21 protein-coding genes are annotated in these 19652 nt (G+C 62.9%); 12 read left to right on the forward strand and 9 right to left on the reverse strand.

Annotation, left to right across the window (positions count from 1 at the left end):
- The first annotated feature begins 225 nt into the window (after nucleotides 1–225).
- Nucleotides 226–1722 (forward strand): peptidoglycan DD-metalloendopeptidase family protein, encoded by a 1497-nt coding sequence (locus AC1DYJ_RS11975; protein ID WP_477281006.1) that lies wholly within the window; start codon nucleotides 226–228, stop codon nucleotides 1720–1722.
- Nucleotides 1723–1819: 97 nt separating this feature from the next.
- On the opposite strand, the gene AC1DYJ_RS11980 is transcribed toward AC1DYJ_RS11975, so the two are convergent.
- Nucleotides 1820–2695: an ATP-binding protein gene (locus AC1DYJ_RS11980; RefSeq protein ID WP_477281008.1), complete on the reverse strand. Its 876-nt coding sequence runs from the start codon at nucleotides 2693–2695 to the stop codon at nucleotides 1820–1822.
- A gap of 272 nt (nucleotides 2696–2967) precedes the next feature.
- Here AC1DYJ_RS11980 and yajC point away from each other — a divergent pair, with 272 nt between their 5' ends.
- From yajC to AC1DYJ_RS12010, 6 genes are all read left to right on the forward strand, one after another.
- Entirely contained in the window at nucleotides 2968–3315 is a 348-nt protein-coding gene (gene yajC / locus AC1DYJ_RS11985; protein ID WP_112564772.1) for a preprotein translocase subunit YajC, read from the forward strand.
- Between the two features lie 287 nt (nucleotides 3316–3602).
- Complete coding sequence (secDF, locus tag AC1DYJ_RS11990) at nucleotides 3603–6155, forward strand: protein translocase subunit SecDF (RefSeq protein ID WP_477281010.1); 2553 nt, start codon at nucleotides 3603–3605, stop codon at nucleotides 6153–6155.
- Between the two features lie 11 nt (nucleotides 6156–6166).
- A complete protein-coding gene (locus tag AC1DYJ_RS11995; protein ID WP_477281012.1) occupies nucleotides 6167–6556 on the forward strand; it encodes an Mth938-like domain-containing protein in 390 nt (129 codons plus the stop codon).
- Between the two features lie 25 nt (nucleotides 6557–6581).
- On the forward strand, nucleotides 6582–7403 hold the full coding sequence (locus tag AC1DYJ_RS12000; protein ID WP_477281732.1) for a phytoene/squalene synthase family protein: 822 nt from the start codon (nucleotides 6582–6584) through the stop codon (nucleotides 7401–7403).
- A gap of 82 nt (nucleotides 7404–7485) precedes the next feature.
- Nucleotides 7486–7920, forward strand: coding sequence for a hypothetical protein (locus AC1DYJ_RS12005; RefSeq protein ID WP_477281014.1), 435 nt, complete (start codon nucleotides 7486–7488; stop codon nucleotides 7918–7920).
- Nucleotides 7920–8870 (forward strand): sterol desaturase family protein, encoded by a 951-nt coding sequence (locus AC1DYJ_RS12010; protein WP_477281016.1) that lies wholly within the window; start codon nucleotides 7920–7922, stop codon nucleotides 8868–8870. Before AC1DYJ_RS12005 ends, AC1DYJ_RS12010 begins: the two co-directional genes overlap by 1 nt.
- 1 nt (nucleotide 8871) lies before the next feature.
- Here AC1DYJ_RS12010 and AC1DYJ_RS12015 read toward each other — a convergent pair whose 3' ends face one another.
- Both AC1DYJ_RS12015 and trmFO read right to left on the reverse strand, forming a co-directional pair.
- Nucleotides 8872–9327 (reverse strand): hypothetical protein, encoded by a 456-nt coding sequence (locus AC1DYJ_RS12015; protein WP_477281018.1) that lies wholly within the window; start codon nucleotides 9325–9327, stop codon nucleotides 8872–8874.
- A gap of 87 nt (nucleotides 9328–9414) precedes the next feature.
- Nucleotides 9415–10824, reverse strand: coding sequence for a methylenetetrahydrofolate--tRNA-(uracil(54)-C(5))-methyltransferase (FADH(2)-oxidizing) TrmFO (trmFO, locus tag AC1DYJ_RS12020; RefSeq protein WP_477426075.1), 1410 nt, complete (start codon nucleotides 10822–10824; stop codon nucleotides 9415–9417).
- Nucleotides 10825–10991: 167 nt separating this feature from the next.
- Between trmFO and AC1DYJ_RS12025 the strand changes: the two genes are divergently transcribed.
- The gene (locus AC1DYJ_RS12025) at nucleotides 10992–11480 is read left to right on the forward strand and encodes an RrF2 family transcriptional regulator (RefSeq protein ID WP_477281734.1); all 489 of its coding nucleotides are present in this window, start codon (nucleotides 10992–10994) and stop codon (nucleotides 11478–11480) included.
- On the opposite strand, the gene AC1DYJ_RS12030 is transcribed toward AC1DYJ_RS12025, so the two are convergent.
- The 4 genes from AC1DYJ_RS12030 to AC1DYJ_RS12045 all read right to left on the reverse strand — a co-directional run bounded on the left by AC1DYJ_RS12030 (nucleotide 11463) and on the right by AC1DYJ_RS12045 (nucleotide 14329).
- On the reverse strand, nucleotides 11463–12479 hold the full coding sequence (locus tag AC1DYJ_RS12030) for a mechanosensitive ion channel family protein (RefSeq protein WP_477281021.1): 1017 nt from the start codon (nucleotides 12477–12479) through the stop codon (nucleotides 11463–11465). The genes AC1DYJ_RS12025 and AC1DYJ_RS12030 overlap by 18 nt on opposite strands.
- Before the next feature lie 66 nt (nucleotides 12480–12545).
- Nucleotides 12546–12971, reverse strand: a complete 426-nt coding sequence (locus AC1DYJ_RS12035) for a cupin domain-containing protein (protein WP_477281023.1) — start codon at nucleotides 12969–12971, stop codon at nucleotides 12546–12548.
- A 63-nt stretch (nucleotides 12972–13034) separates the two neighbouring features.
- Nucleotides 13035–13787 (reverse strand): SDR family oxidoreductase, encoded by a 753-nt coding sequence (locus AC1DYJ_RS12040; RefSeq protein ID WP_477281025.1) that lies wholly within the window; start codon nucleotides 13785–13787, stop codon nucleotides 13035–13037.
- 62 nt (nucleotides 13788–13849) lie between these two features.
- Nucleotides 13850–14329, reverse strand: a complete 480-nt coding sequence (locus AC1DYJ_RS12045) for a carboxymuconolactone decarboxylase family protein (RefSeq protein WP_477281027.1) — start codon at nucleotides 14327–14329, stop codon at nucleotides 13850–13852.
- A 132-nt stretch (nucleotides 14330–14461) separates the two neighbouring features.
- Between AC1DYJ_RS12045 and AC1DYJ_RS12050 the strand changes: the two genes are divergently transcribed.
- Nucleotides 14462–15361, forward strand: a complete 900-nt coding sequence (locus AC1DYJ_RS12050) for a LysR family transcriptional regulator (protein ID WP_477426077.1) — start codon at nucleotides 14462–14464, stop codon at nucleotides 15359–15361.
- A gap of 369 nt (nucleotides 15362–15730) precedes the next feature.
- Here the strand turns inward: AC1DYJ_RS12050 and AC1DYJ_RS12055 are convergent, their stop codons facing one another.
- Both AC1DYJ_RS12055 and AC1DYJ_RS12060 read right to left on the reverse strand, forming a co-directional pair.
- Nucleotides 15731–15874: a DUF1127 domain-containing protein gene (locus AC1DYJ_RS12055; RefSeq protein ID WP_112564748.1), complete on the reverse strand. Its 144-nt coding sequence runs from the start codon at nucleotides 15872–15874 to the stop codon at nucleotides 15731–15733.
- A 51-nt stretch (nucleotides 15875–15925) separates the two neighbouring features.
- Complete coding sequence (locus AC1DYJ_RS12060; protein WP_006335194.1) at nucleotides 15926–16066, reverse strand: DUF1127 domain-containing protein; 141 nt, start codon at nucleotides 16064–16066, stop codon at nucleotides 15926–15928.
- A gap of 235 nt (nucleotides 16067–16301) precedes the next feature.
- Here AC1DYJ_RS12060 and AC1DYJ_RS12065 point away from each other — a divergent pair, with 235 nt between their 5' ends.
- The 3 genes from AC1DYJ_RS12065 to AC1DYJ_RS12075 all read left to right on the forward strand — a co-directional run bounded on the left by AC1DYJ_RS12065 (nucleotide 16302) and on the right by AC1DYJ_RS12075 (nucleotide 19515).
- Nucleotides 16302–17414 (forward strand): DUF2157 domain-containing protein, encoded by a 1113-nt coding sequence (locus AC1DYJ_RS12065; protein WP_477281031.1) that lies wholly within the window; start codon nucleotides 16302–16304, stop codon nucleotides 17412–17414.
- Nucleotides 17411–17992, forward strand: coding sequence for a GDYXXLXY domain-containing protein (locus tag AC1DYJ_RS12070; RefSeq protein WP_477281033.1), 582 nt, complete (start codon nucleotides 17411–17413; stop codon nucleotides 17990–17992). The genes AC1DYJ_RS12065 and AC1DYJ_RS12070 overlap by 4 nt, the downstream gene beginning before the upstream one ends.
- 74 nt (nucleotides 17993–18066) lie before the next feature.
- The gene (locus AC1DYJ_RS12075) at nucleotides 18067–19515 is read left to right on the forward strand and encodes an aromatic amino acid lyase (RefSeq protein ID WP_477281035.1); all 1449 of its coding nucleotides are present in this window, start codon (nucleotides 18067–18069) and stop codon (nucleotides 19513–19515) included.
- The last annotated feature ends 137 nt before the right edge of the window (nucleotides 19516–19652 follow it).

Consider the following 19652-nt stretch of genomic DNA (forward strand, 5'->3'; position numbering starts at 1 on the left):
TCGGCCAACGTCACGGAATGGATCCCAGGGTCTTCGCGACGTCGCTTCGCGGCTGCTCCGCCCAGGGATGACGAAGTTGATGGTGACCAGAATCTCAACGCACCTTCGGCGCATTCGAAAATGTTTTAAGAAAATTTGCGTCTGATTCTATGGGGTTAACCCGACAGTAACATTAACGCGCTTTAATCATGACCAGTGTGTACCGGGTCTGTGCGGGTTAGTGCGATGCAATTCAGTGTTTTGAAGGCAAACGGGCGTACTCTGTCGCGGGGTTGCGCTGTCCTCATGCTAGCCGGCGTGGCTGCGGGGTGTAGCTCCCAGGCCTCGCGGTTCAACGGTGTAGACGACGTCTTCACCTCCTCGACCAACAATCAGCGCGCCATCATCGACAAGCAGAGCACCGCGCAGCCCTATCCGGGCGACGTTTCGGCAGCACCCGTCGATGGCAGCCACACCCAGTCGGTCAGCCGCTCCAGCCTGGAGCCGGTCACCGTTCAGCAGCTGCCGCCGCCAAGCCAGCCTGCTGCGGCGCCGATGCGCACCGCTTCCGCGCCGGCACTGGCACCGGCGCCGCATGTCGACAGGACGATGACGACCGGCACGGTTCAGCCGGCAAGACCGTTCAAGAATGCTGGTGAGTCCGATGCGCCGAAGTCGGCCGTTGCCGGCACGCCGCATGCCACCGAGATCGTCGTCAGGGACGGCGAGACCATTTCCGGCATCGCCCAGCACTATCACGTGCCGGCCGATGTGATCATGAAGGTCAACGGCTTGAGCGCCACCAAGGGGCTGAAGACCGGCCAGAAGCTGGTCATCCCGGCCTATGCCTATTCGAGCAAAGGGACCGAGCCGAAGGTCGCCGACGGCAAGCCGGCGAACAGCCCCAAGGCGCCGGCGCCGGAGAAGGTCGCCGTGCTGCCGCAGCAGCCAAAACTCAAGGACGGCAAGTCCGCCGCGCAGGTCGACGCTTCGGCCGCCGCGAACAAGCCGAAGACCGACAAACCGGCGCAGCAGACGGCTGCGGCCACGCCCAAGGCGGGTGCCGGCACCTATACCGTGCAGTCGGGCGACACCATGTCCTCCATCGCACGCAAGACCGGCGTCGGCGTCGTCGCACTGAAGCAGGCGAATGGTATGAAGGACGGTCTGCTCAAGATCGGCCAGACGCTGAAGGTTCCGGCCGGCGGCACGGCGACCGTTGCCAGCGTCAAGCCGGCAAAGGTCGATCCGGTGACGACGGCCACCACCCAGCCGGCGGCAAAGCCGACGGAGACGCTCGCCACCTACACACCGCCGAAGAAGGACGCCAAAGTCATCCAGCAGGCTGAGGACGACGATGCTGTTGCGCCGGATGCCACCGGCATCGGCAAGATGCGCTGGCCGGTGCGTGGCCGCGTCATCTCCAGCTTTGGTGGTGGCAAGGACGGTGTCGACATCGCGGTGCCTGAGGGAACACCGGTCAAGGCGGCCGAGAACGGCGTCGTCATCTATGCCGGCGACGGCCTCAAGGAATTCGGCAACACGGTGCTGGTGCGCCACGAAAACGGGCTGGTCACCGTCTATGGTCACGCCAGTTCAATCGAGGTGCAGCGCGGCCAGAAGGTCAAGCGCGGCCAGGAAATCGCGCTGTCGGGAATGAGCGGCACCACCGACTCGCCGAAACTGCACTTCGAAGTGCGCAAGAACTCGGCGCCGGTCGATCCGTCCGGCTATCTCGAATAGAACAATAAACGATTGCTGGCCGTCTGACCTCCAGTCCGGCCCGCCGGCTCAGCCCGCCCTGCCAGGGGCGGGCTTTTTCAGTTCTGTCGGATCGACATCAGTCGTTGAGCGGCTTGCCGAGTCGGCCAGCCAGATCCTGGGTGAACTGCCAGGCGACACGACCCGAGCGGCTGCCGCGCGTTGTCGCCCATTCCAGCGCTTCGGCCCGCAGCTGCTCAGGTTCGATCTCCAGCCCGTGATGGCTCGCATAGCCATTGACCATGTCGAGATATTCGTCCTGCGAACATTTGTGGAAGCCGAGCCACAGGCCGAAACGGTCGGACAGCGAAACCTTTTCCTCGACCGCCTCCGACGGGTTGATGGCGGTCGAGCGCTCATTGTCGATCATGTCGCGCGGTAACAGGTGCCGGCGGTTCGACGTGGCGTAGAAGATGACATTGGCCGGGCGGCCCTCGACGCCGCCTTCAAGCGCTGCCTTCAGCGACTTGTAGGAGGTGTCGTCATGGTCGAACGAGAGGTCGTCGCAAAACAGGATGATGCGGAAGGGCGCTGCCTTCAACTGGCCCATCAGCCTGGGCAGCGTGTCGATGTCCTCGCGGTGGATCTCGATCAGCTTCAGCGGCAGGTCGGACTTGGCTTTGGCATTGATCTCGGCATGCACCGCCTTGACCAGCGATGACTTGCCCATGCCGCGCGCGCCCCACAACAACACATTGTTGGCGGCGTGGCCGGCGGCGAAGCGCTCGGTGTTTTCGACCAGGATGTCACGCACGCGATCGACGCCTCGGATCAGGCCGATGTCGACGCGGTTGACCTTGCGCACCGGCTCGAGATAGCCGGGATCGGCCTGCCAGACGAAGCAGTCGGCCACGGCAAGATCGGTCTTCGGCACCGGCGGCGGGGCGAGGCGGGTGACCGCCTCGATCAGGCGGTCGAGCTTCTGGTTCAGGGCCTCGATGGTGCTGTCGGTCATGTCTCGGTCATTTGTTTTGTTCCGCAAACGTGGGCAGGGGCGGAAATCGTCCTGGTCCGGGCGAGATAGGAACTGGTTCCAAGCTTTTGTTTGAGCGTGATCTTTTGCAAAAACCACGCCCGCTATCAGGGTGCATGCTCTAACACGGGTCAACCGGCCGGAAAAGCAGCCGAAAGCCGGGCGGTCCAGTTGCATTGGCAACTTTACCCACTATATTCCGGCCAAATTTGGCAAGGCCGCCTTATGGCCTTCTTCGTAACCAGGAGTTCTTGATGTTCGTCACACCGGCATATGCCCAAGCCACCGGAACTCCGCTTGGTCCGTTCGGGGATATCGGCATGATACTCCCGTTCGTGCTGATCTTCGTGATCATGTATTTCCTCATCATCCGGCCGCAGCGCGCGCAGCTGAAGAAGCGCCAGGAGATGCTCTCGGCGGTGCGCCGCGGCGACACGGTCATCACCGGCGGCGGCTTTGTCGGCAAGGTGACCAAGGTGATCGACGACCATGAGCTCGAGATCGACCTCGGCGGCGGCACCAAGGTGACGGCGCTGCGCTCGACCATCGCCGACGTGCGGGTCAAGGGCGAGCCGGTGGCCAACCAGAACGCCAAGAAGTAACCAGCCGGAGATGCTGGCCCTTCGGGCGGTGTGACCCGCCGATACGACAGGCAGAAGCCGGGTGTTGATTTCGCATCACGCCTGGCGGTTTTCCGAGTTATAATAAGGCCGAAAATCAACCGATTGACGCCGGAACCCACCCCGGCGGCAGCGGCAATCTGGCGTTGGCGCGCTCGACAATCGACGGTGTGCAGGGTAAGGGCGAGCCGGTGGCGAACCAGAACGCCAAGAAATAACCGAATTGTCGGCGGAACGATCCGCCAGTATGCCCTGACGGACGACGCCATATGCTGTATTTTTCGCGCCTGAAGATGATCCTGATCTGGCTGGCCGTGGCCGCCACGTTCATCCTTGCCGCGCCCAATCTCTTCCCGGCCAGCACATTGGCGCAATTGCCCAGCTGGGTGCCGAAGCGGCAGATGACGCTGGGTCTCGACCTGCAGGGCGGATCGCACATTCTCTTGCAGATGGACCAGAACGATCTGGTCAAGGCGCAGCTGGAAACGACACGCGACGAAATCCGCACGCTGCTGCGCGATGCCAAGGTGGGCTATACCGGCCTCGGCGGCACGGGCAGGACCGTGCAGGTGCGCATAACGGACCCAAATCAGATCGACGCCGCAAAGACGGCGCTCAAGCCGCTGACCGATCCGGTCGCCGCCGGCCTGTTCACCGGCGGCTCTATCCAGGAAATGTCGCTGGATGATTCCGAAGCCGGCCTGCTCAAATTCACTGTCACCGACGCCGGCATCAAATACCGCACCTCCGCCGCACTGGCGCAGTCGATCGAAGTCGTCGAGCGCCGCGTCAACGAACTCGGCACCACTGAGCCGATCGTGCAGCGGCAGGGCGACGACCGTGTGCTGGTCCAGGTGCCTGGCCTGCAGGATCCGCAAAGGCTGAAGGAAATCATCGGCCAGACCGCCAAGATGACCTTCCAGATGGTCGACACCTCGATGTCGGTGCAGGATGCGCTCAACGGGCGCCCGCCGGCAGGCTCCTCGGTGCTCTACTCGCAGGACGATCCGCCGGTTCCGTATCTTGTGGAAAACCGCGTCATCGTTTCCGGCGAGGATCTCGCCAAGGCGACGGCCACCTACAACTCGCAAAACAACGAGCCGGTGGTTGCGTTCACCTTCAATTCGCGCGGCGCGACCCGGTTCGGCCAGGCGACGCAGCAGAATGTCGGCAAGCCATTCGCCATCATCCTCGACAACCAGGTGATTTCGGCGCCGGTGATCCGCGAGCCGATCCTCGGCGGCAGCGGCCAGATCTCCGGCAATTTTACCGCTGAAAGCGCCAACGATCTCGCCGTGCTGCTGCGCGCCGGCGCGCTGCCGGCGAAGCTGACCGTGATCGAAGAACGCACGGTGGGCCCGGGCCTCGGCCAGGATTCGATCCATGCCGGCAAGGTCGCCGGCATTATCGGCTCCATCCTCGTCGTCGCCTTCATGTTCGTCGCCTACGGCTTCCTCGGCTTCCTCGCCAACATTGCGCTGGCCGTACACGTGGCGATGATCGTCGGTCTGTTGTCGCTGCTGGGCGCGACGCTGACCTTGCCCGGCATTGCCGGTATCGTGCTGACCATCGGCATGGCGGTCGATTCCAACGTGCTGATCTATGAACGCATCCGTGAGGAGCGACGCGCTGGGCGCTCGGTGATACAAGCGATCGACACCGGTTTCACCAAGGCGCTGGCGACCATCGTCGATTCGAACGTCACGTCGCTGATCGCCACCGTGGTGCTGTTTTATCTCGGCACCGGTCCGGTCAAGGGCTTTGCCATCACCTACGCCATCGGCATCCTGACCACGGTGTTCACCGCCTTCACCTTCACCCGCCTGCTGGTGTCGATCTGGCTGCGCCGCGCGCGTCCGAAGGAATTGCCGCGCGCGCCGGTGACCTTCATTCCGCCCGGCACGAAGATCCCGTTCATGGGCATCCGGCGCTGGACGTTCGCGCTGTCCAGCCTGCTGTCCGTCCTGTCGGTGGTGCTGTTCCTGACCGTCGATATCAACTACGGCATCGACTTCAAGGGCGGTTCGATCATCGAGGTGCAGTCCAAGCAAGGCGACGCCGACATCGGCGATATCAGAAGCCGGTTGTCGGAGCTCAACATCGGTGAAGTGCAGGTCCAGCAGTTCGGCGCACCGAATGACGTGCTGATCCGCGTCGGCACCCAGGAGGGCGGCGAGAACGCCGAGCAGACCGTCATTGACAAGGTGCGCGGCGAGCTGCAGGACACTTATGATTTCCGCCGCGTCGAAGTGGTGGGTCCGACGGTTTCGGGCGAATTGGCCAAGCAAGGCACCATCGCCATGCTGATCGCGCTGGTCGGCATCCTGGTCTATGTCTGGTTCCGTTTCGAATGGCAGTTCGCGGTCGGCGCCATCGTGGCGACGGTGCACGATGTGGTGATGACGCTGGGCTTCTTCGTCATCACTGGGCTCGAGTTCAACCAGTCCTCACTGGCGGCGATCCTGACCATCATCGGCTATTCGCTCAATGACACCATCGTGGTCTATGACCGCGTCCGCGAGGATCTCAGAAAATACAAAAAGATGCCGCTGCCGCAATTGTTGAATAACGCCATCAACGAGACGCTGTCGAGAACGACGCTGACCTCGGTGACGACAATCCTGGCGCTGTTGGCGCTGGTGCTGTTCGGCGGCGAAGTGATCCGTTCGTTCACCATGGCGATGCTGTTCGGTGTCGTCTTCGGCACCTACTCGTCGATCTTCATCGCAGCGCCCTTGCTGATCCTGTTCAGGTTGCGGCCGCAGGCTACGACCGCCGACGAGGAGAAGCCGGTGGGTGGCGGCAAGGCCGTGGCGACCTGACGGCCACCCCGGTGGCAAAAGGCATCGTCATCCGCGAGGCGCATTTCCCCGGCCGCGCGCCGATCGAGGCCTATGGCAATGGCGGCTTCCGCTTTGCCGACATGTCGCACCGCGGCTCGCTGCTGTGCCTGCCCTCGGGCATCCATGGCTGGGAGCCGGCCGATCCGCTGGCGCTGACGGCGGCGGATTTCGACCTGCTGCTGGCGGAAGCCGGCAAGGTAGAGATCCTGCTGGTCGGCACCGGCAAGGATTTGCGGCCGTTGCCGGCAGCACTTCGGGTGGCATTGAAGGCGGCTGGCATTGGCTCCGATCCGATGTCGACGGGGGCGGCGGTGCGGACCTACAATGTGCTGCTCGCCGAAGACCGCGCCGTGGCCGCAGCGCTGATCGCCGTCGACTGACGTGACCGATACCGCCAACATCGTCATGGAGGCGGTGCGCGCCGGCGACCATGATCGCTATGTCAGCGCACTTTATGCACCCGCCGACAAGCGCGAGGCGCTGCTTTCGCTTTACGCCTTCAATGCCGAGATCGCCTCTGTCCGCGACCGCATCCATGAGGCATTGCCGGGCGAGGTGAGGCTGCAATGGTGGCGCGATGTCATCGCCGCCGAGGGCGCGGCAACGGGCAACCCGCTCGCCGATGCGTTGAAGGCGACTATCTCCGCTCATGGGCTGCCGAAAGCTGCCTTCGACAACATGCTCGAAGCCCGCATCTTCGACCTCTATGACGATCCGATGCCGTCGCGCACCGATCTCGAAGGCTATTGCGGCGAGACGGCGGCGGCGCTGATCCAGCTGGCGGCGCTGGTGCTCGATCCCATCGAGGCGCCGCGCTTTGCCGAACTGGCGGGCAGGGCCGGCTGTGCGCAGGCAATGACCGGCCTGTTGCTGCTGTTGCCGCTGCATCGCCGGCGCGGCCAATGCTTCGTGCCCGCCGATATCCTGGCGGCAGCGGGCTCGTCGCCGGAGGAGTTCGTCAGCGGCGATGGCGGACCAGGTGCTGAGCGAGCGGTGGCTGCAATGATCGCGCTGGCGCAGGAGCATCTCGGCGCTTTCGAGCAAGGGGCTTCGGCCCTGCCGGAGACGCTGCGACCGGCATTTTTGCCACTGGCCCTGACCAGCGCCTATCTCGGCAAGATGGCGAGTGGCCGCCATGTGCCTCTCGCCGGAGCGGTGCGGCTTTCGGCGTTGCGCCGGCATTGGCTGTTGCTCAGACGCGCAATGCGGGGCTGGCCAGCCATTTGACGTAAACGTCAATCGTGCTAGAGATTCGTCGGCCCGAAATCGTCGCCACAAGACGCGACCGGTCCGGAGGAGATTTCTGGTCATGAGCCTGCCTGTGCTGGTCGCACTCGTCGTTGTCGGCATTGCGCTGTCGGTTCTGGCCGTGCACTTCACCGGCGGCAGCAGAATTGCGACGCTTGCCGGCGCCGATCAGGCGCTCAGCCGGCTCGCCGATGATTTTCCCGATGAGAAGGTAGCGACGGTGCGCCTGACAGCGGATGCCAGGACGGCGTTCCTCGACCTTGGGCAAGGGCGCTGCGGCATCGTCCACAGTGTCGGCGACTGCTTTTTGACGCGCATCGTCACGCCGCACGACATCCGCGCCCTCAATCTCGACGAAGCCGGTGCGCTTTCGCTGAAACTGGCCGACTTCACCTGGAGGGGCGGACGCTTCGCCTTTGCCGACAGTGCTGATGCGAGGGCCGTCGCGGCAGCGCTTGGCCCGCACAATCCGATATCAGCCAAAGAGGCCGCGTGATGGACGAGTACAATTTCCCGCAGGTCACCCAGCTGGCCATCCCGTTCTTCGTCGCCGCCATCCTGATCGAGCTCTGGCTGGTGCGCACTGGCCGCGCCAAGGGCTCGTTCGAGACGCGCGATACGCTGACCAGCCTGATGATGGGCACCGGCAATGTCGTTGCCGGCCTGCTGCTCGGCGTGGTTTCCTACTGGGCGCTGCTGTGGCTCTGGCAGTTTCGCTTCTTCAATCTCGGCCTGTCGGTATGGGTGTTCCTGGCCGCCTTCCTGCTCGATGACCTGCGCTACTACATCTATCACCGCATCGCGCACCGGGTGCGCTGGGTGTGGGCCGAGCACGTCAACCATCATTCCAGCCAGCACTACAATCTGTCGACGGCGCTCAGGCAAAGCTGGACCGGGCTGTTTACCTTCATGTTCGTGCTGCAGGCGCCTTTGGTGCTGCTCGGCTTCCATCCGGCTGTCATCGCCTTCACCTTCGGCTTCAACCTGGTCTGGCAGTTCTGGATCCACACCGAAGCCATCGGCAAGATGTGGGGCTGGTTCGAATTCATCTTCAATACGCCCTCGCATCACCGCGTCCACCACGCCACCAATCCGCGCTATCTCGACGCCAACTATGCCGGCACGCTGATCATCTGGGACCGCATGTTCGGCACCTTCGTCGCGGAACTGGAGGAAGACCAGCCGCGCTACGGCATCGTGAAGAATCTCGGCACCTTCAATCCGCTGAAAGTGGCGTTCCACGAATGGATCGGCATGTTCCGGGATGCCTTCGCGCCGGGGCTGACGATGCGCGACCGGCTCAACTATCTGATCAAGCCGCCGGGCTGGAGCCACGATGGCTCGCGCGAGACTTCGGAGACGCTGAAGGCGGCTTATGTCAGGAGAAATCCTGGCGAGGCGGGCAAGCCGGGGCTTCCGATGGCGGGGGCTGAACCGGCGGAGTAGATCACGATCCGCCGGCTGTTGGGTCACCGTCAATACGTTGACCCGTTCCAAGGTAGCGTCCAGATTCGCCACCCATGGCGTCGGTGAAATTGCCTTCCAATTCGACCATCGCATCGACAACTGCCGGCGCCTCCGGGGCTGTCTCTCGCGAAAATCGGGCGTTTACATAGACGCCGTGAGGATGTGACGGATCGAGGCGGGCTTGGATGGTCCAGTATGGCGACAACGAGTAGAGCGCCTTCATGAAATCAACGAGGAATCGGTCGTTGTACGGACCGTTTAAGCGCTGCAAGGCAACGATCCTCTGCAAGCTTCGGTCGCGGTCCTCGTTGTAGTCTTCGTTTTCGAGTACCCAGCCCTTGCCTCCATGGGGCTGGCCGATAAGCGCCTCAAGTGCAGGGATGTGGACCTTGTGCAACTTCTGCAGGTTGTTGCATCTGACGTAGATGCTCCACATGATCTCGTAGTTGCCTGCAAATGGTTCCCCGGTTGTCTGATGACCCGGCGGAAAAAGTTGCGGCATCCTGGAGAGTTTGGCCAGAGACTACTCCGCTGCCTCGGCGCGCGCCGGCAACCCTAGCCACTCCCGGCAATCGGCCTGGGCGCGCGATGTGATCGCGTGGCGCTTGGCCACTGTCTTGTCCTTGCCGCGCAGGCGTTTGCCTTCGGTTTTCGGTGCTTCCACCGGCGGGAACAGGCCGAAATTGACGTTCATCGGCTGGAAGGAGCGTTTGCCCGGCTCGTCGTCGGAGACGATATGGCCGCCGGTAATATGGTTGAGCAGCGCGCCGAAAGCGGTGGTGAGCGGGGGCAGTGAAGGGGCGTGGCCGAGCCGATCGGCGGCGGCGAAGCGGCCGGCGAGCAGGCCGATGGCCGCGCTCTCGACATAGCCCTCGCAGCCGGTGATCTGGCCGGCAAAGCGCAGGCCGGGCCGCGACTTCAGCTGCAGCGACGCGTCGAGCAAGGTCGGCGAATTGATGTAGGTGTTGCGGTGCAGGCCGCCGAGGCGCGCGAAGTCGGCGTTTTCCAGGCCTGGAATGGTGCGGAACACGCGCACCTGCTCGGCATGCTTCAGCTTGGTCTGGAAACCGACCATGTTGTAGAGCGTGCCCAGCGCATTGTCCTGGCGCAGCTGCACTACGGCATAGGCCTTGACCGTCGGATTGTGGGCATTGGTCAGACCCATCGGCTTCATCGGACCGTAGCGCAACGTCTCGACGCCGCGCTCGGCCATGATCTCGATCGGCAGGCAGCCGTCGAAATAGGGCGTGCCTTCCCATTGTTTGAATTCGGTTTTCTGGCCGTCGACCAACGCCTGCACGAAGGTGAGATACTGGTCCTTGTCCATCGGGCAGTTGATGTAGTCCTTGCCGGTGCCGCCGGGGCCGACCTTGTCGTAGCGCGACTGGAACCAGCAGGTATCCATGTCGATCGTGTCGAAATGGATGATCGGGGCAATGGCGTCGAAGAAGGCCAGCGCATCGGCGCCGGTCGCCTCGGCGATCGACTGGGCGAGCGAAGGTGCGGTCAGCGGTCCGGTGGCGATGATCGCCTGGTCCCATTCCGCAGGCGGCAGGCCCGGCACTTCCTCGCGCTCGATTGATATCAGCGGGTGCGCTTCGAGCTTTTTCGTCACCGCGTCGGAGAAGCCGTCGCGGTCGACCGCGAGCGCGCCGCCGGCCGGCACCTGGTTGGCGTCGCCGGCGCTCATGATCAGCGAGCCGGCCAGCCGCATTTCGGCATGCAGCAGGCCGACTGCGTTGTTTTCGGCGTCGTCGGAGCGGAAAGAGTTGGAACAGACGAGTTCCGCCAGCCCATCGGTCTTGTGCGCATCGGTGCCGCGCACCGGACGCATTTCATGCAGAATGACGGGAACACCGGCTTGTGCCGCCTGCCAGGCGGCTTCGGAGCCGGCGAGGCCGCCGCCGATGATGTGGATTGGATTTTTGCTCATGAGCGCCGGAATAATCGCTTGCCGCGCTGTTTGCAATTGGCCGGCTGCGAGGTGAGCCGTTGCCGTCCCGTAACCACTCCGCAAGGCCGTCTGTTTACACAGCAGTAAAATAGGGATATTTCATATCCTTAATATAACATCGAGCGGTATCGACCCGGAATTAATTGATGATCCTGAAAAGCCAAGTCGAATGGGCGCTGCACTGCTGCGCCATTCTCGCGGGCCTGCCTGCGGGGCGCTATCTCTCCACAAAAGCGCTCGCCGAATTCCACGGCCTTCCCAAGGAGTATCTGTCCAAGGCGCTGCAAAGCCTGTCGCAAGCGGGCCTGGTGGATACCACGCTCGGTCCGTCGGGCGGGTACCGGCTGGCACGACCGCCGGCCGAGCTGACTTTCCTCGAGATCGTGGAAGCGGTGGAGGGCAAGTCGCGGACGTTTGTGTGCACAAACATCCGCGAAAACAATCCGTGCCGTCCGCTGGGCTATTGCGAAAGCGGCCCTTGCGCAGTGTCTCGCATCATGTGGGAAGCCGATGAGGCCTGGCGGGCAAAATTGCGCAGCGTCCGGCTTTCCGACCTCACCGAAGCGCTGGCGCAGGAGATTCCGGCGGAGCTTTGGAAGAACAGTTTTGAATGGGTGCTAGAGCGCGCCGGATGAGCGCATGACCCTCGCTGGCGGCTGGTCAGCCGTCGCCGGCAATACGACGGCATAACTCTGCGGCGACATTGCCAGGGAAAGACCGTTCGCCTCGCAATGCCGATGGACAGTATCGATCACCTCATTCCTCGCCAGCAACCGGTCGGCCGGACCGGCCACGCAAAAGAACAGATCCATCCCGATTGCGACTGCATCGATGTCCTTCAGCGCGACGAGCGGTGCTGGCTCCCTAACGATCCGTTGGCATTTCTGGAGAGCCGCGTGCATGGCCTCCTCGATGATGTGCGGCGCGTGCGTCGCCGCAATCCGCACGGTCAGTGTCATCAACTGCCTCTCGTCGGGACGGCTTAGATTGGTCAGGCTGAGTTTCGCCAGCACGCTGTTGGGCAGGACGACGATGTTGTTGGCACCGGTAAGCAGGTGGGTGGAGCGCCAGGTTGTTTCGACGATGCGTCCTTCCGTGCCGTCGTTCAGCATGATCCAGTCACCGAGCGTGTAGGGACGCCCCAGCGTCAGCGCGACGCCGGAAAAGACGTCACCCAGCGTGTTCTGCAGCGCAAGTCCGACAATGATCGCAACCGCGCCCGACGTTGCCGCCAGTGTTGCGACCGGAACGCCGAAGACGAAACCCGTTATCGACAACGCCACGCCGAGATAGATGACCGCGACGACCAGCTCCTGGAGCAGGCGCGCTTCTCGCGGCCGGTGTTCCACGACAATATAGAGGCGCACAAAGCCGATAAGCGTCCAGGCAAGGTGTATCCACCAGAGGATGCGCGCCGACTTTGCCAGATACGCGCCTTGGAAATCTGTCTCAGCCACCCAATGCGGCAGGATACCGCTCAGCCAGAGCACCGCGGTCATGCCGGCGAAGAACAGGATCTGGACGATCAGGCGTGCCATCGGACGCCCACGGCCCTGGAAATACCAGACGACAATGCCGGCCAGCCCCAGAAGATTGATCACGACAAGGGCAAGGAAGTGATGATCGCCGAACATGGGTCCCCGATAGGATACGGCTCACAGGCAGGGCCGGGCGCCAGGACGGCGTCCGGCCCTTTCGGCCTACTTCGTGACCGGATAGGTCAATTCTTTCTGGGCGGTATCGACCACGAACACTGCCAGCAGCTTTGCGGGCTTGGTCTTGGAGCCGTTCTCGCTCACGCTGTGGCGGTCGCCCGGCATTTCCGAAAAGCTCTCGCCGGCTTTGTATACCTTGGCCGGATCGTCGTTGACCTGGCTGCGGATGGAGCCTTCCAGAACCGTCGCGTAGATGAAGGCCGAGCTCGGATGGGTGTGGGCCTCGGAGACGCCACCGGGATCATATTCGACCAGTATGCCCTTGATGCTCTTGCCCGGCACATTCGGCAGTTCATGTTCATAGACAAGGGTGACTTTGGCGGCTTTCTCGCCGGCGTGAGCATCCTTGGCTCCGACCGGGTTGGCCAGGGCTGCCGTCACGATGACGGCCGCGGCGATTGACTTGATCATTTCGAAACTCCTTTTCTTGTGTTGCGTAATGCGCTGCGCGTAGGCTCAGGCGCAGCCTGACGGTCATTTCCGCGCCGCGGTGGGAAACCACTGCTCGAAGGTGATGTGGCCAAGGCGGGGATTGTTGTCGGAGACGAGCGAGTTGTCGTTTAGCCGCGCACCGAAGTAGAGCGCCTCCGGATCGGCCACGACCTCGCGGGGATCGCCGAGAGCCTTGAGGTAGCGGGTGACGAGCTCGCTCATTCGCACGCGCTCCGGACCGGAGATCTCGATCATGCCGTTGATCGGCGCGGCGAGCGCGACACCGGCCATGGCGTCGGCGACGTCGTCGGATGCGATGGGCTGCACATAGGCCGGCGACAGATGCACGGCTTCGCCGATCGTGCCGGACTTGGCGATGCCGGCGAGGAATTCCATGAACTGCGTGGAATGAACGATGGTGTAGGGAATGCCGGACGCCTTGATCAGCTGTTCCTGGACGAGCTTGGCGCGGAAATAGCCGCAGTCCTGCAGGCGTTCGGTTCCGACAACCGAGAGCGCGATATGGTGTTTGACCCCGGCAGCCTTGCCCGCTGCGAGCAGGTTGCGGCCAGAAATCGTAAAGAAATCCATGGCGGCCTTGTCTTCGAACGAAGGCGAGTTGGCCAGATCGATCACGACCTCGGCGCCGGTGAGCGCCTCCTTCAGGCCTTCGCCGGTGATGGTGTTGACGCCGGTGTTCGGGGCGGCGGCGATCACCTCGTGGCCCTGCTTGCGCAGGCGCTCAGTGGTCTTGGAACCGATGAGACCGGTGCCGCCGATGATGACGATTTTCATGATGCTCTCCGTTTGCGGCCGCGCTGTCGCGCTTCGATTGATGGGTTGCTCTTGGGAACAGGTTAGTTCAGGCCGGCCTTGTCCAGGCCGTAGAACTTGTCGGCGGAACCGGGCACCGCCTTGAAGGCGACACTGACGCGGTTCCAGGCATTGATGGCCATGATCGAGAAGGTCAGGTCGGAGATTTCCTTTTCCGAAAGCTGACCGCGCACACGCTCATACAGATCGTCGGGGATGCCGCCTTCGGGCAGCTTGGTGACGGCCTCCGTCCAGGCGAGGGCGGCGCGTTCCCGCGGAATGAACAGGGTCGATTCCCGCCAGACGGCGACGTGGTAGAGCCGCAACTCGCTCTCGCCGTGGATATTGGCTTCCTTGACATGCATGTCGAGGCAGAAGGCGCAGCCATTGATCTGCGATGCCCGGATGTGGACCAGGTCCCGGATCGTCTCCTCGATCGCGCTATGCGCCTCGGCCATGCTGAGGTCGGAAAGTTTCTTGAACAGCTCGGGCGATTGCTGTGCGGCGTTCAGGCGCTGTGTCATAGCTGGTCCTTGGGGTTTTGAGGATATTTTATGTCCTTAAGGACAATTCATATCCATAATAGCTGGACAGTAAAGCGCCTGCCGCCTAGGATGCGGACATAAGGCTTATGTCAAAATGTAATGGGGATGAGGATGGACCTCGTATCGGCGTTGCGAACGTTCCTGCGGGTCGCGCAGACAAGGTCCTTCTCCGCGGCCGCGATCGACCTCAATCTGACGCAGCCGGCGGTATCCCGGCAGGTCTCCGCGCTGGAAGCGCACCTGAAGACGCGCCTTCTGCATCGCACGACCAGCGCGCTTGCCCTGACGGCCGAGGGTGAACAGATGCTGCCGATGGCGCTGCGCGTGGTGGAAGCGGTCGAAGCGTTGAGCGAGGCGAGCGGCGCCGAAGGTGCAACCGTGTCCGGAAAAGTGCGGCTCAGCCTGCCGGCGCCGCTCGGGCTCTCCATTAGCGACCGCCTCGCAAGGCTTCTGGACGATCATCCATCCCTTGCCGTCGAACTGATCTTGCGGGAGGAAGCCTCGGATCTGGTCGCCGATGCCATCGATCTCGAGGTGCGCCTCGGGCCGGTCGGTGACAGCAGCCYGATCTGCCGCCGGATCGGCTGGACGACGGCCTTTCTCGTGGCCTCACCCAGCTATCTAAAGACACGGGGTATACCGCAAGCGCCGCAAGACATCAGCGGCCACAGCTGCATTTGCTACAGCCGAGCCGGCGATGGCCGGTCATGGTCGTTCTCCAATGGATCGGATGAAATGGTCGTGCGCGTTGAGCCCCGCCTGGTCGCCAACAATTCAATGGCGGTTCATCGGGCAACGCTGGCCGGGGCTGGGCTTGGGGTACTGTCCCATATCCTGGCCGGGCCGGACATCGAAGCCGGCAGGCTGGTCAAGCTGATGCCCGATTTCCCGCCGACGCGGCTGCCGATCAATGTCGTCTACCCATCCCGCAAGAACATGCCGCTTCGGGTGACCACGGTGCTCGACTTTCTTATCCAGTCTGTCCGCGGCGACGCTCTGATGGCGGCATAAGCACCGTGGTCGACCGCATGCTCGGCTGAAAGCCCTGCCTCCAAAACGACAACACCCGCCGGGGGAGGATCCGGCGGGTGTCGTTTTGGGGGCCGATCCTCGGGAGGAGGAGGGGATCGGCCGTATTCGTCATAGCCGGGGAGGAGGTCGGCTTTGACGAAATTCTTTTCGCTTGAAGACGAACTGCGTTCGCTTCGTGAAGGGGGCGAAACCCTTGGAAGACGAACTGCGTTCGCTTCCGGAAACAACGCCCGCCGCGGGAGGAGGTGCGGCGGGCGCCGTTTTGGTGGTCAACCCTCGGGAGGAGGTAAGGGTTGGCCGTATCCGTCAGGGTCGGGGAGGAGGTCGACCCTGGCGAAATTCTTGCCGTTAGAAGGTCGCCTTGCGGGCGACGATCTTGATCTCGTCGCGGACGATGCCGAGATCATGGAGCTGACGGTTCGAAAGGCGACCCAGCTCGGTAACGGTGTCGCGATAAACGCGCCAGTTACGATAGTTGCGGATCAGGTTCATTGTCGTTCTCTTTTTCAAAACTGGTTCGGACCATTTGCGGCCCGAAGAGGATTAGACCGCCTTGCGGGCGACGTAGTGGATGTCGCTGCGGCTGATGCCGAGGTCGGTCAGTTCACGGTTCGACAGGCGGCTCAGCTCGGAGACGGTGTCCCGGTAGCGGCGCCAGTTGCGGTAGTTGCGGATCAGGTTCATGGTAGTACTCGTTTCGTCTTTCTTCGGATCATTCCGTTTGTGTACGAACAGAAAATAGGTGGACCTATATCGATTTAAAAGTGCCATTGACGCATGGCAGCAATGCAAATTGTGCAATGCAACATTAACGTCCGTTCACTGGTTCGACATAAAGAAACCCGAATCGGAAAATGCCGTAGCGTCAATAATTTGACCCGATCGGCTGTCAGAAAGACCAAACTGGGGGAGACGCGGCATGGCGAGCTATTCGTCACGGGTGAGGTTGGATATCGGGCGTTGGCTGCAGGCCGGCCTGATCGACGCGAAGACGGCCGATGCGCTGACGCGCGACATCGAGGCAAACGAACGCAAATCGCTGAGCTTCGGCACCATCCTGGCGATGATGGCGGCGCTGCTGTTCGGTGCCGCGATCCTGCTGTTCGTCGCTTCCAACTGGGACGCCATCCCGCGGCTGGTGCGGGTCGCGGCACTGTTTGCCGTCATTCTCGCCGGCTATGTCGGCGGCGCGGTGCTGAAGACGCGCGACCAGACGGCGATCGGCGAGGCGCTGTGGATCGTGGCGGCCGCGGCCTTCGGCGGATCGATCGCGCTGATCGGCCAGATGTACCATCTGTCGGGCGACGAGGCCTCGGCCGTCGTCACCTGGGGCGTCGGCACGGCGCTTGCCGCGGTGGCGTTGCGCTCTAACCCGTTAACGGTCGCCGCCGTTGGTATCGCCGTTGCCTGGCTGTTCGTGCGCGAGTTCGATTATTACAACCGCACCGAATTCCCGAATTTCTTCGTCATCATGGCGCTGGCGCTGTTCGTCGTCTCGTTCTGGACGCGCAGCCAGGCGGCCCGGCACCTGATCATTCTCTCGGTCATCTTCTATGTCGCGGTGCGCGGCATGGACCACAACACGCTGCTGCTGGCCATCCCGCTGGTCGTGGTGTCGGCGTTGCTGTTTGCTGCGGCAATCTTCGCTGCCGAACCGGTCGACCGGATATTGCAGCTTGGCGGCCGGCTGCCCTTGCACGCCTTGATCGGCTTTCTCACCGGCCTGGCGATGATCCAGTTCGAACTGGGCGATCACAGCGCCTTCAATAGCGGCTTTGCCATCGCCTCGGTCGTGGCGCTGGCCGGCATTGTCGCGGCGATCATGCTCGGCGGGCGCGAGAGCAGGGGTCTGCGCTGGGTCGCCTATGCCGGCTTTGCCTTCGAACTCGCCATCATCTACGTGGTGACGCTGCAGTCGATGCTCGACACGGCCGGCTTCTTCCTGGCCGCGGCGGTGCTGTTCGGCATCCTGGCCCTTGTCATCATCCGCGTGGAAAAACGCATGAAGGCCCCGGAAGGAGCAGCAGCATGATATCGGGAAAGAGACTTGTCATCTCGGCGCTGCTCCTGGCGCTGGTGCAGATCGGCTTCCTCAGCTGGATCATCGCCGGTCGTGCGGCAATCCTGCGCAACGGCAAGGAGGTCTTGCTGAAAATCGAGCCGGTCGATCCGCGCGATCTTTTGCGCGGCGACTATATTATCCTCGGCTACGAGATATCGCGCTTGCCGGTAAAGCTGATCGCCAACATTCCGCCCGGCCAGACCACCAGCGAGAATACGCCGATCGTGGTCCGGCTGAAGCTGGGCTCCGATGGCTATTGGCATGCGACCACTGCCTGGTTCGGCAAGGCGCCGACGCCGCCGGCGGCCGACGAAGCCGATATTGTCGGCCAGGTCGCGCCGGGCTGGACGCTTGATCCCGAGTCAACGATCACGCCGCAATACGGCATCGACCGCTTTTACCTGCCGGAAGGCGAGGGCATGGCGATCCAGAACGACATGCGGGTGCGGCCATTCGGGGTGCGCGTCGCGCTCGCCGCCAATGGCGAGGCGCAGATCAAGGCGCTGATGGACGGCGACAAGACAATGTTCGAGGAACCGCTCTATTAGAAGACATACCCAGGGCATGGATTTCGGTAAAAACGATCGCTTCGCCCGCATGCAAACCAGATGGGCGAAGAACCATGACCACCACGCTGACAACGCGCGAAGACATCGATCTCGATGCGGTTTTGCGCGTCGCCTGGAAAAACGACACGGTCGAAATCAGCGACAAGGCCTTGCAACGCATTGCCGAATGCCGCGCCTCGTTCCTGAAACTCATCGAATCCGATCCGCCACCGGTCATCTATGGCGTCACCACCGCCATGGGCGAGCTGGCGAGCCGCAAGCTCGAACGTGACGAGCGCGACCGCCATGCGCGCATCAAGGCCTTTGCCGCCGCCACCTCCTTTGGCGAGCCGCTTCCGGACCGCGTCGTCAGGGCAATCGTGCTGGCCCGGCTGACGAATTTCATCGAAGGCAATGCCGCCACCACGCCGCGCATTGCGCAGGCCGTCGCGGCGATGCTGGATGGCGGCCCGATGCCGGTGGTGCCGTCGCAGGGGCAAGGCGGCGCCGGCGAGATCCTGGCGCTCTATCCGCTGTTTGCCGCGCTTACCGCTGGCCTGGAGCTCGAAGTGAAAGAGCGGGGTTCGCTGATCAACGGTTCGCCTTGCGCGGCCGCCCTGGTGGCCGACGCAGCGCTGGCGGCGCGTCGCCGCGTTGCGATGGCGCACAAGGTGTTTGCGCTGTCGATCGAGGCGTTTCGCGCCCCGCTCGAGCATTATGATGCCGCGCTCGATGGGCTCTGGGGCGACGAACATGAGGCGGCAGCCTTGCGCGGGTTGCGGCAGTTTCTGGTTGGCGCCGGCGATGGGCGGCGCAACTATCAGGCGCCGGTCAGCTATCGCATCGTGCCGCGCGTGCTCGGCCACGCGCATCGGGCTTTGGCAGGCGCCGAGCATGCGGCGACTGTCTCGCTGGCCTCGATCTCGGACAATCCCGTCTATATCCCGCCCGACGACGCGCATCCGCTGGGACGCTGCATCTCCACCGGCGGCTATCATAATGCCATGGCGACGCCGGCGCTCGACGATCTCGCGGCGATCTGGGCCGATCTCTGCCTGCTCTGCGACCGCCACGCTTCCAAGCTGCTGAACGGCAAGGTGTCATTGCTGCCTGACCTGTTGATGACCGGGCGGCACTGGGCCGACAGCGACGGCCACGGCAATGTCGGCTATGTGCCGATGGCGATCACCGGCTATCTCGAACAGGCAAAGCTCGCGGCGCAGCGCACCTTCATTCCGGGAACCGAATCGGCAGGCGCCGGCCAGGACGATGTCGCCACCACAGCATTCTTCGCCTGGACCAAGGAAGCGACCGCCGGCCGCTGCCTCGACGCCGCAATGGCCATGCTGGCGATGATCGCCTCGCAGGCGCTGTACGTGACTGAACGTGAGGCGCCGCCGGCGCTGCAGGCGTTCGTGGCGGACATAAGAAAGATCGTGCCGCCGGTCGATGCCGACCGGGTGCTGGGGCCCGAACTGGCCAAGCTGGCGGAGTGGTTCACCAAGCAGGTGTTCGCAGCCTAGGCCAATCACCAAAACCAGTGTGTCTTCATGATCTGGAGGAAGCCAGCTGATATTGGGTAGCCGGAACTGGCTCCCAATACGGAATCGATTCCACATTTGGGGCATAGTGCCGTCGTGCCAACTCCGTTTTCGTCTTC

The sequence above is a fragment of the Mesorhizobium sp. P2_B11 genome, from assembly GCF_056404855.1.

Coding starts and splice junctions, on each gene's coding strand:
- AC1DYJ_RS12045 (WP_477281027.1), bottom strand. CDS start 14,329: ATGACACAGCGCCTGAACGCCGCACAGCAATCGCCCGAGCTGTTCAAG.
- AC1DYJ_RS12070 (WP_477281033.1), top strand. CDS start 17,411: ATGATATCGGGAAAGAGACTTGTCATCTCGGCGCTGCTCCTGGCGCTG.
- AC1DYJ_RS12065 (WP_477281031.1), top strand. CDS start 16,302: ATGGCGAGCTATTCGTCACGGGTGAGGTTGGATATCGGGCGTTGGCTG.
- AC1DYJ_RS12040 (WP_477281025.1), bottom strand. CDS start 13,787: ATGAAAATCGTCATCATCGGCGGCACCGGTCTCATCGGTTCCAAGACC.
- AC1DYJ_RS12025 (WP_477281734.1), top strand. CDS start 10,992: ATGATCCTGAAAAGCCAAGTCGAATGGGCGCTGCACTGCTGCGCCATT.
- AC1DYJ_RS11975 (WP_477281006.1), top strand. CDS start 226: ATGCAATTCAGTGTTTTGAAGGCAAACGGGCGTACTCTGTCGCGGGGT.
- AC1DYJ_RS12035 (WP_477281023.1), bottom strand. CDS start 12,971: ATGATCAAGTCAATCGCCGCGGCCGTCATCGTGACGGCAGCCCTGGCC.
- AC1DYJ_RS12075 (WP_477281035.1), top strand. CDS start 18,067: ATGACCACCACGCTGACAACGCGCGAAGACATCGATCTCGATGCGGTT.
- AC1DYJ_RS12000 (WP_477281732.1), top strand. CDS start 6,582: ATGGAGGCGGTGCGCGCCGGCGACCATGATCGCTATGTCAGCGCACTT.
- AC1DYJ_RS11980 (WP_477281008.1), bottom strand. CDS start 2,695: ATGACCGACAGCACCATCGAGGCCCTGAACCAGAAGCTCGACCGCCTG.
- secDF (WP_477281010.1), top strand. CDS start 3,603: ATGCTGTATTTTTCGCGCCTGAAGATGATCCTGATCTGGCTGGCCGTG.
- trmFO (WP_477426075.1), bottom strand. CDS start 10,824: ATGAGCAAAAATCCAATCCACATCATCGGCGGCGGCCTCGCCGGCTCC.
- AC1DYJ_RS12055 (WP_112564748.1), bottom strand. CDS start 15,874: ATGAACCTGATCCGCAACTATCGTAACTGGCGCGTTTATCGCGACACC.
- AC1DYJ_RS12030 (WP_477281021.1), bottom strand. CDS start 12,479: ATGTTCGGCGATCATCACTTCCTTGCCCTTGTCGTGATCAATCTTCTG.
- AC1DYJ_RS12010 (WP_477281016.1), top strand. CDS start 7,920: ATGGACGAGTACAATTTCCCGCAGGTCACCCAGCTGGCCATCCCGTTC.
- yajC (WP_112564772.1), top strand. CDS start 2,968: ATGTTCGTCACACCGGCATATGCCCAAGCCACCGGAACTCCGCTTGGT.
- AC1DYJ_RS12015 (WP_477281018.1), bottom strand. CDS start 9,327: ATGTGGAGCATCTACGTCAGATGCAACAACCTGCAGAAGTTGCACAAG.
- AC1DYJ_RS12060 (WP_006335194.1), bottom strand. CDS start 16,066: ATGAACCTGATCCGCAACTACCGCAACTGGCGCCGCTACCGGGACACC.
- AC1DYJ_RS12005 (WP_477281014.1), top strand. CDS start 7,486: ATGAGCCTGCCTGTGCTGGTCGCACTCGTCGTTGTCGGCATTGCGCTG.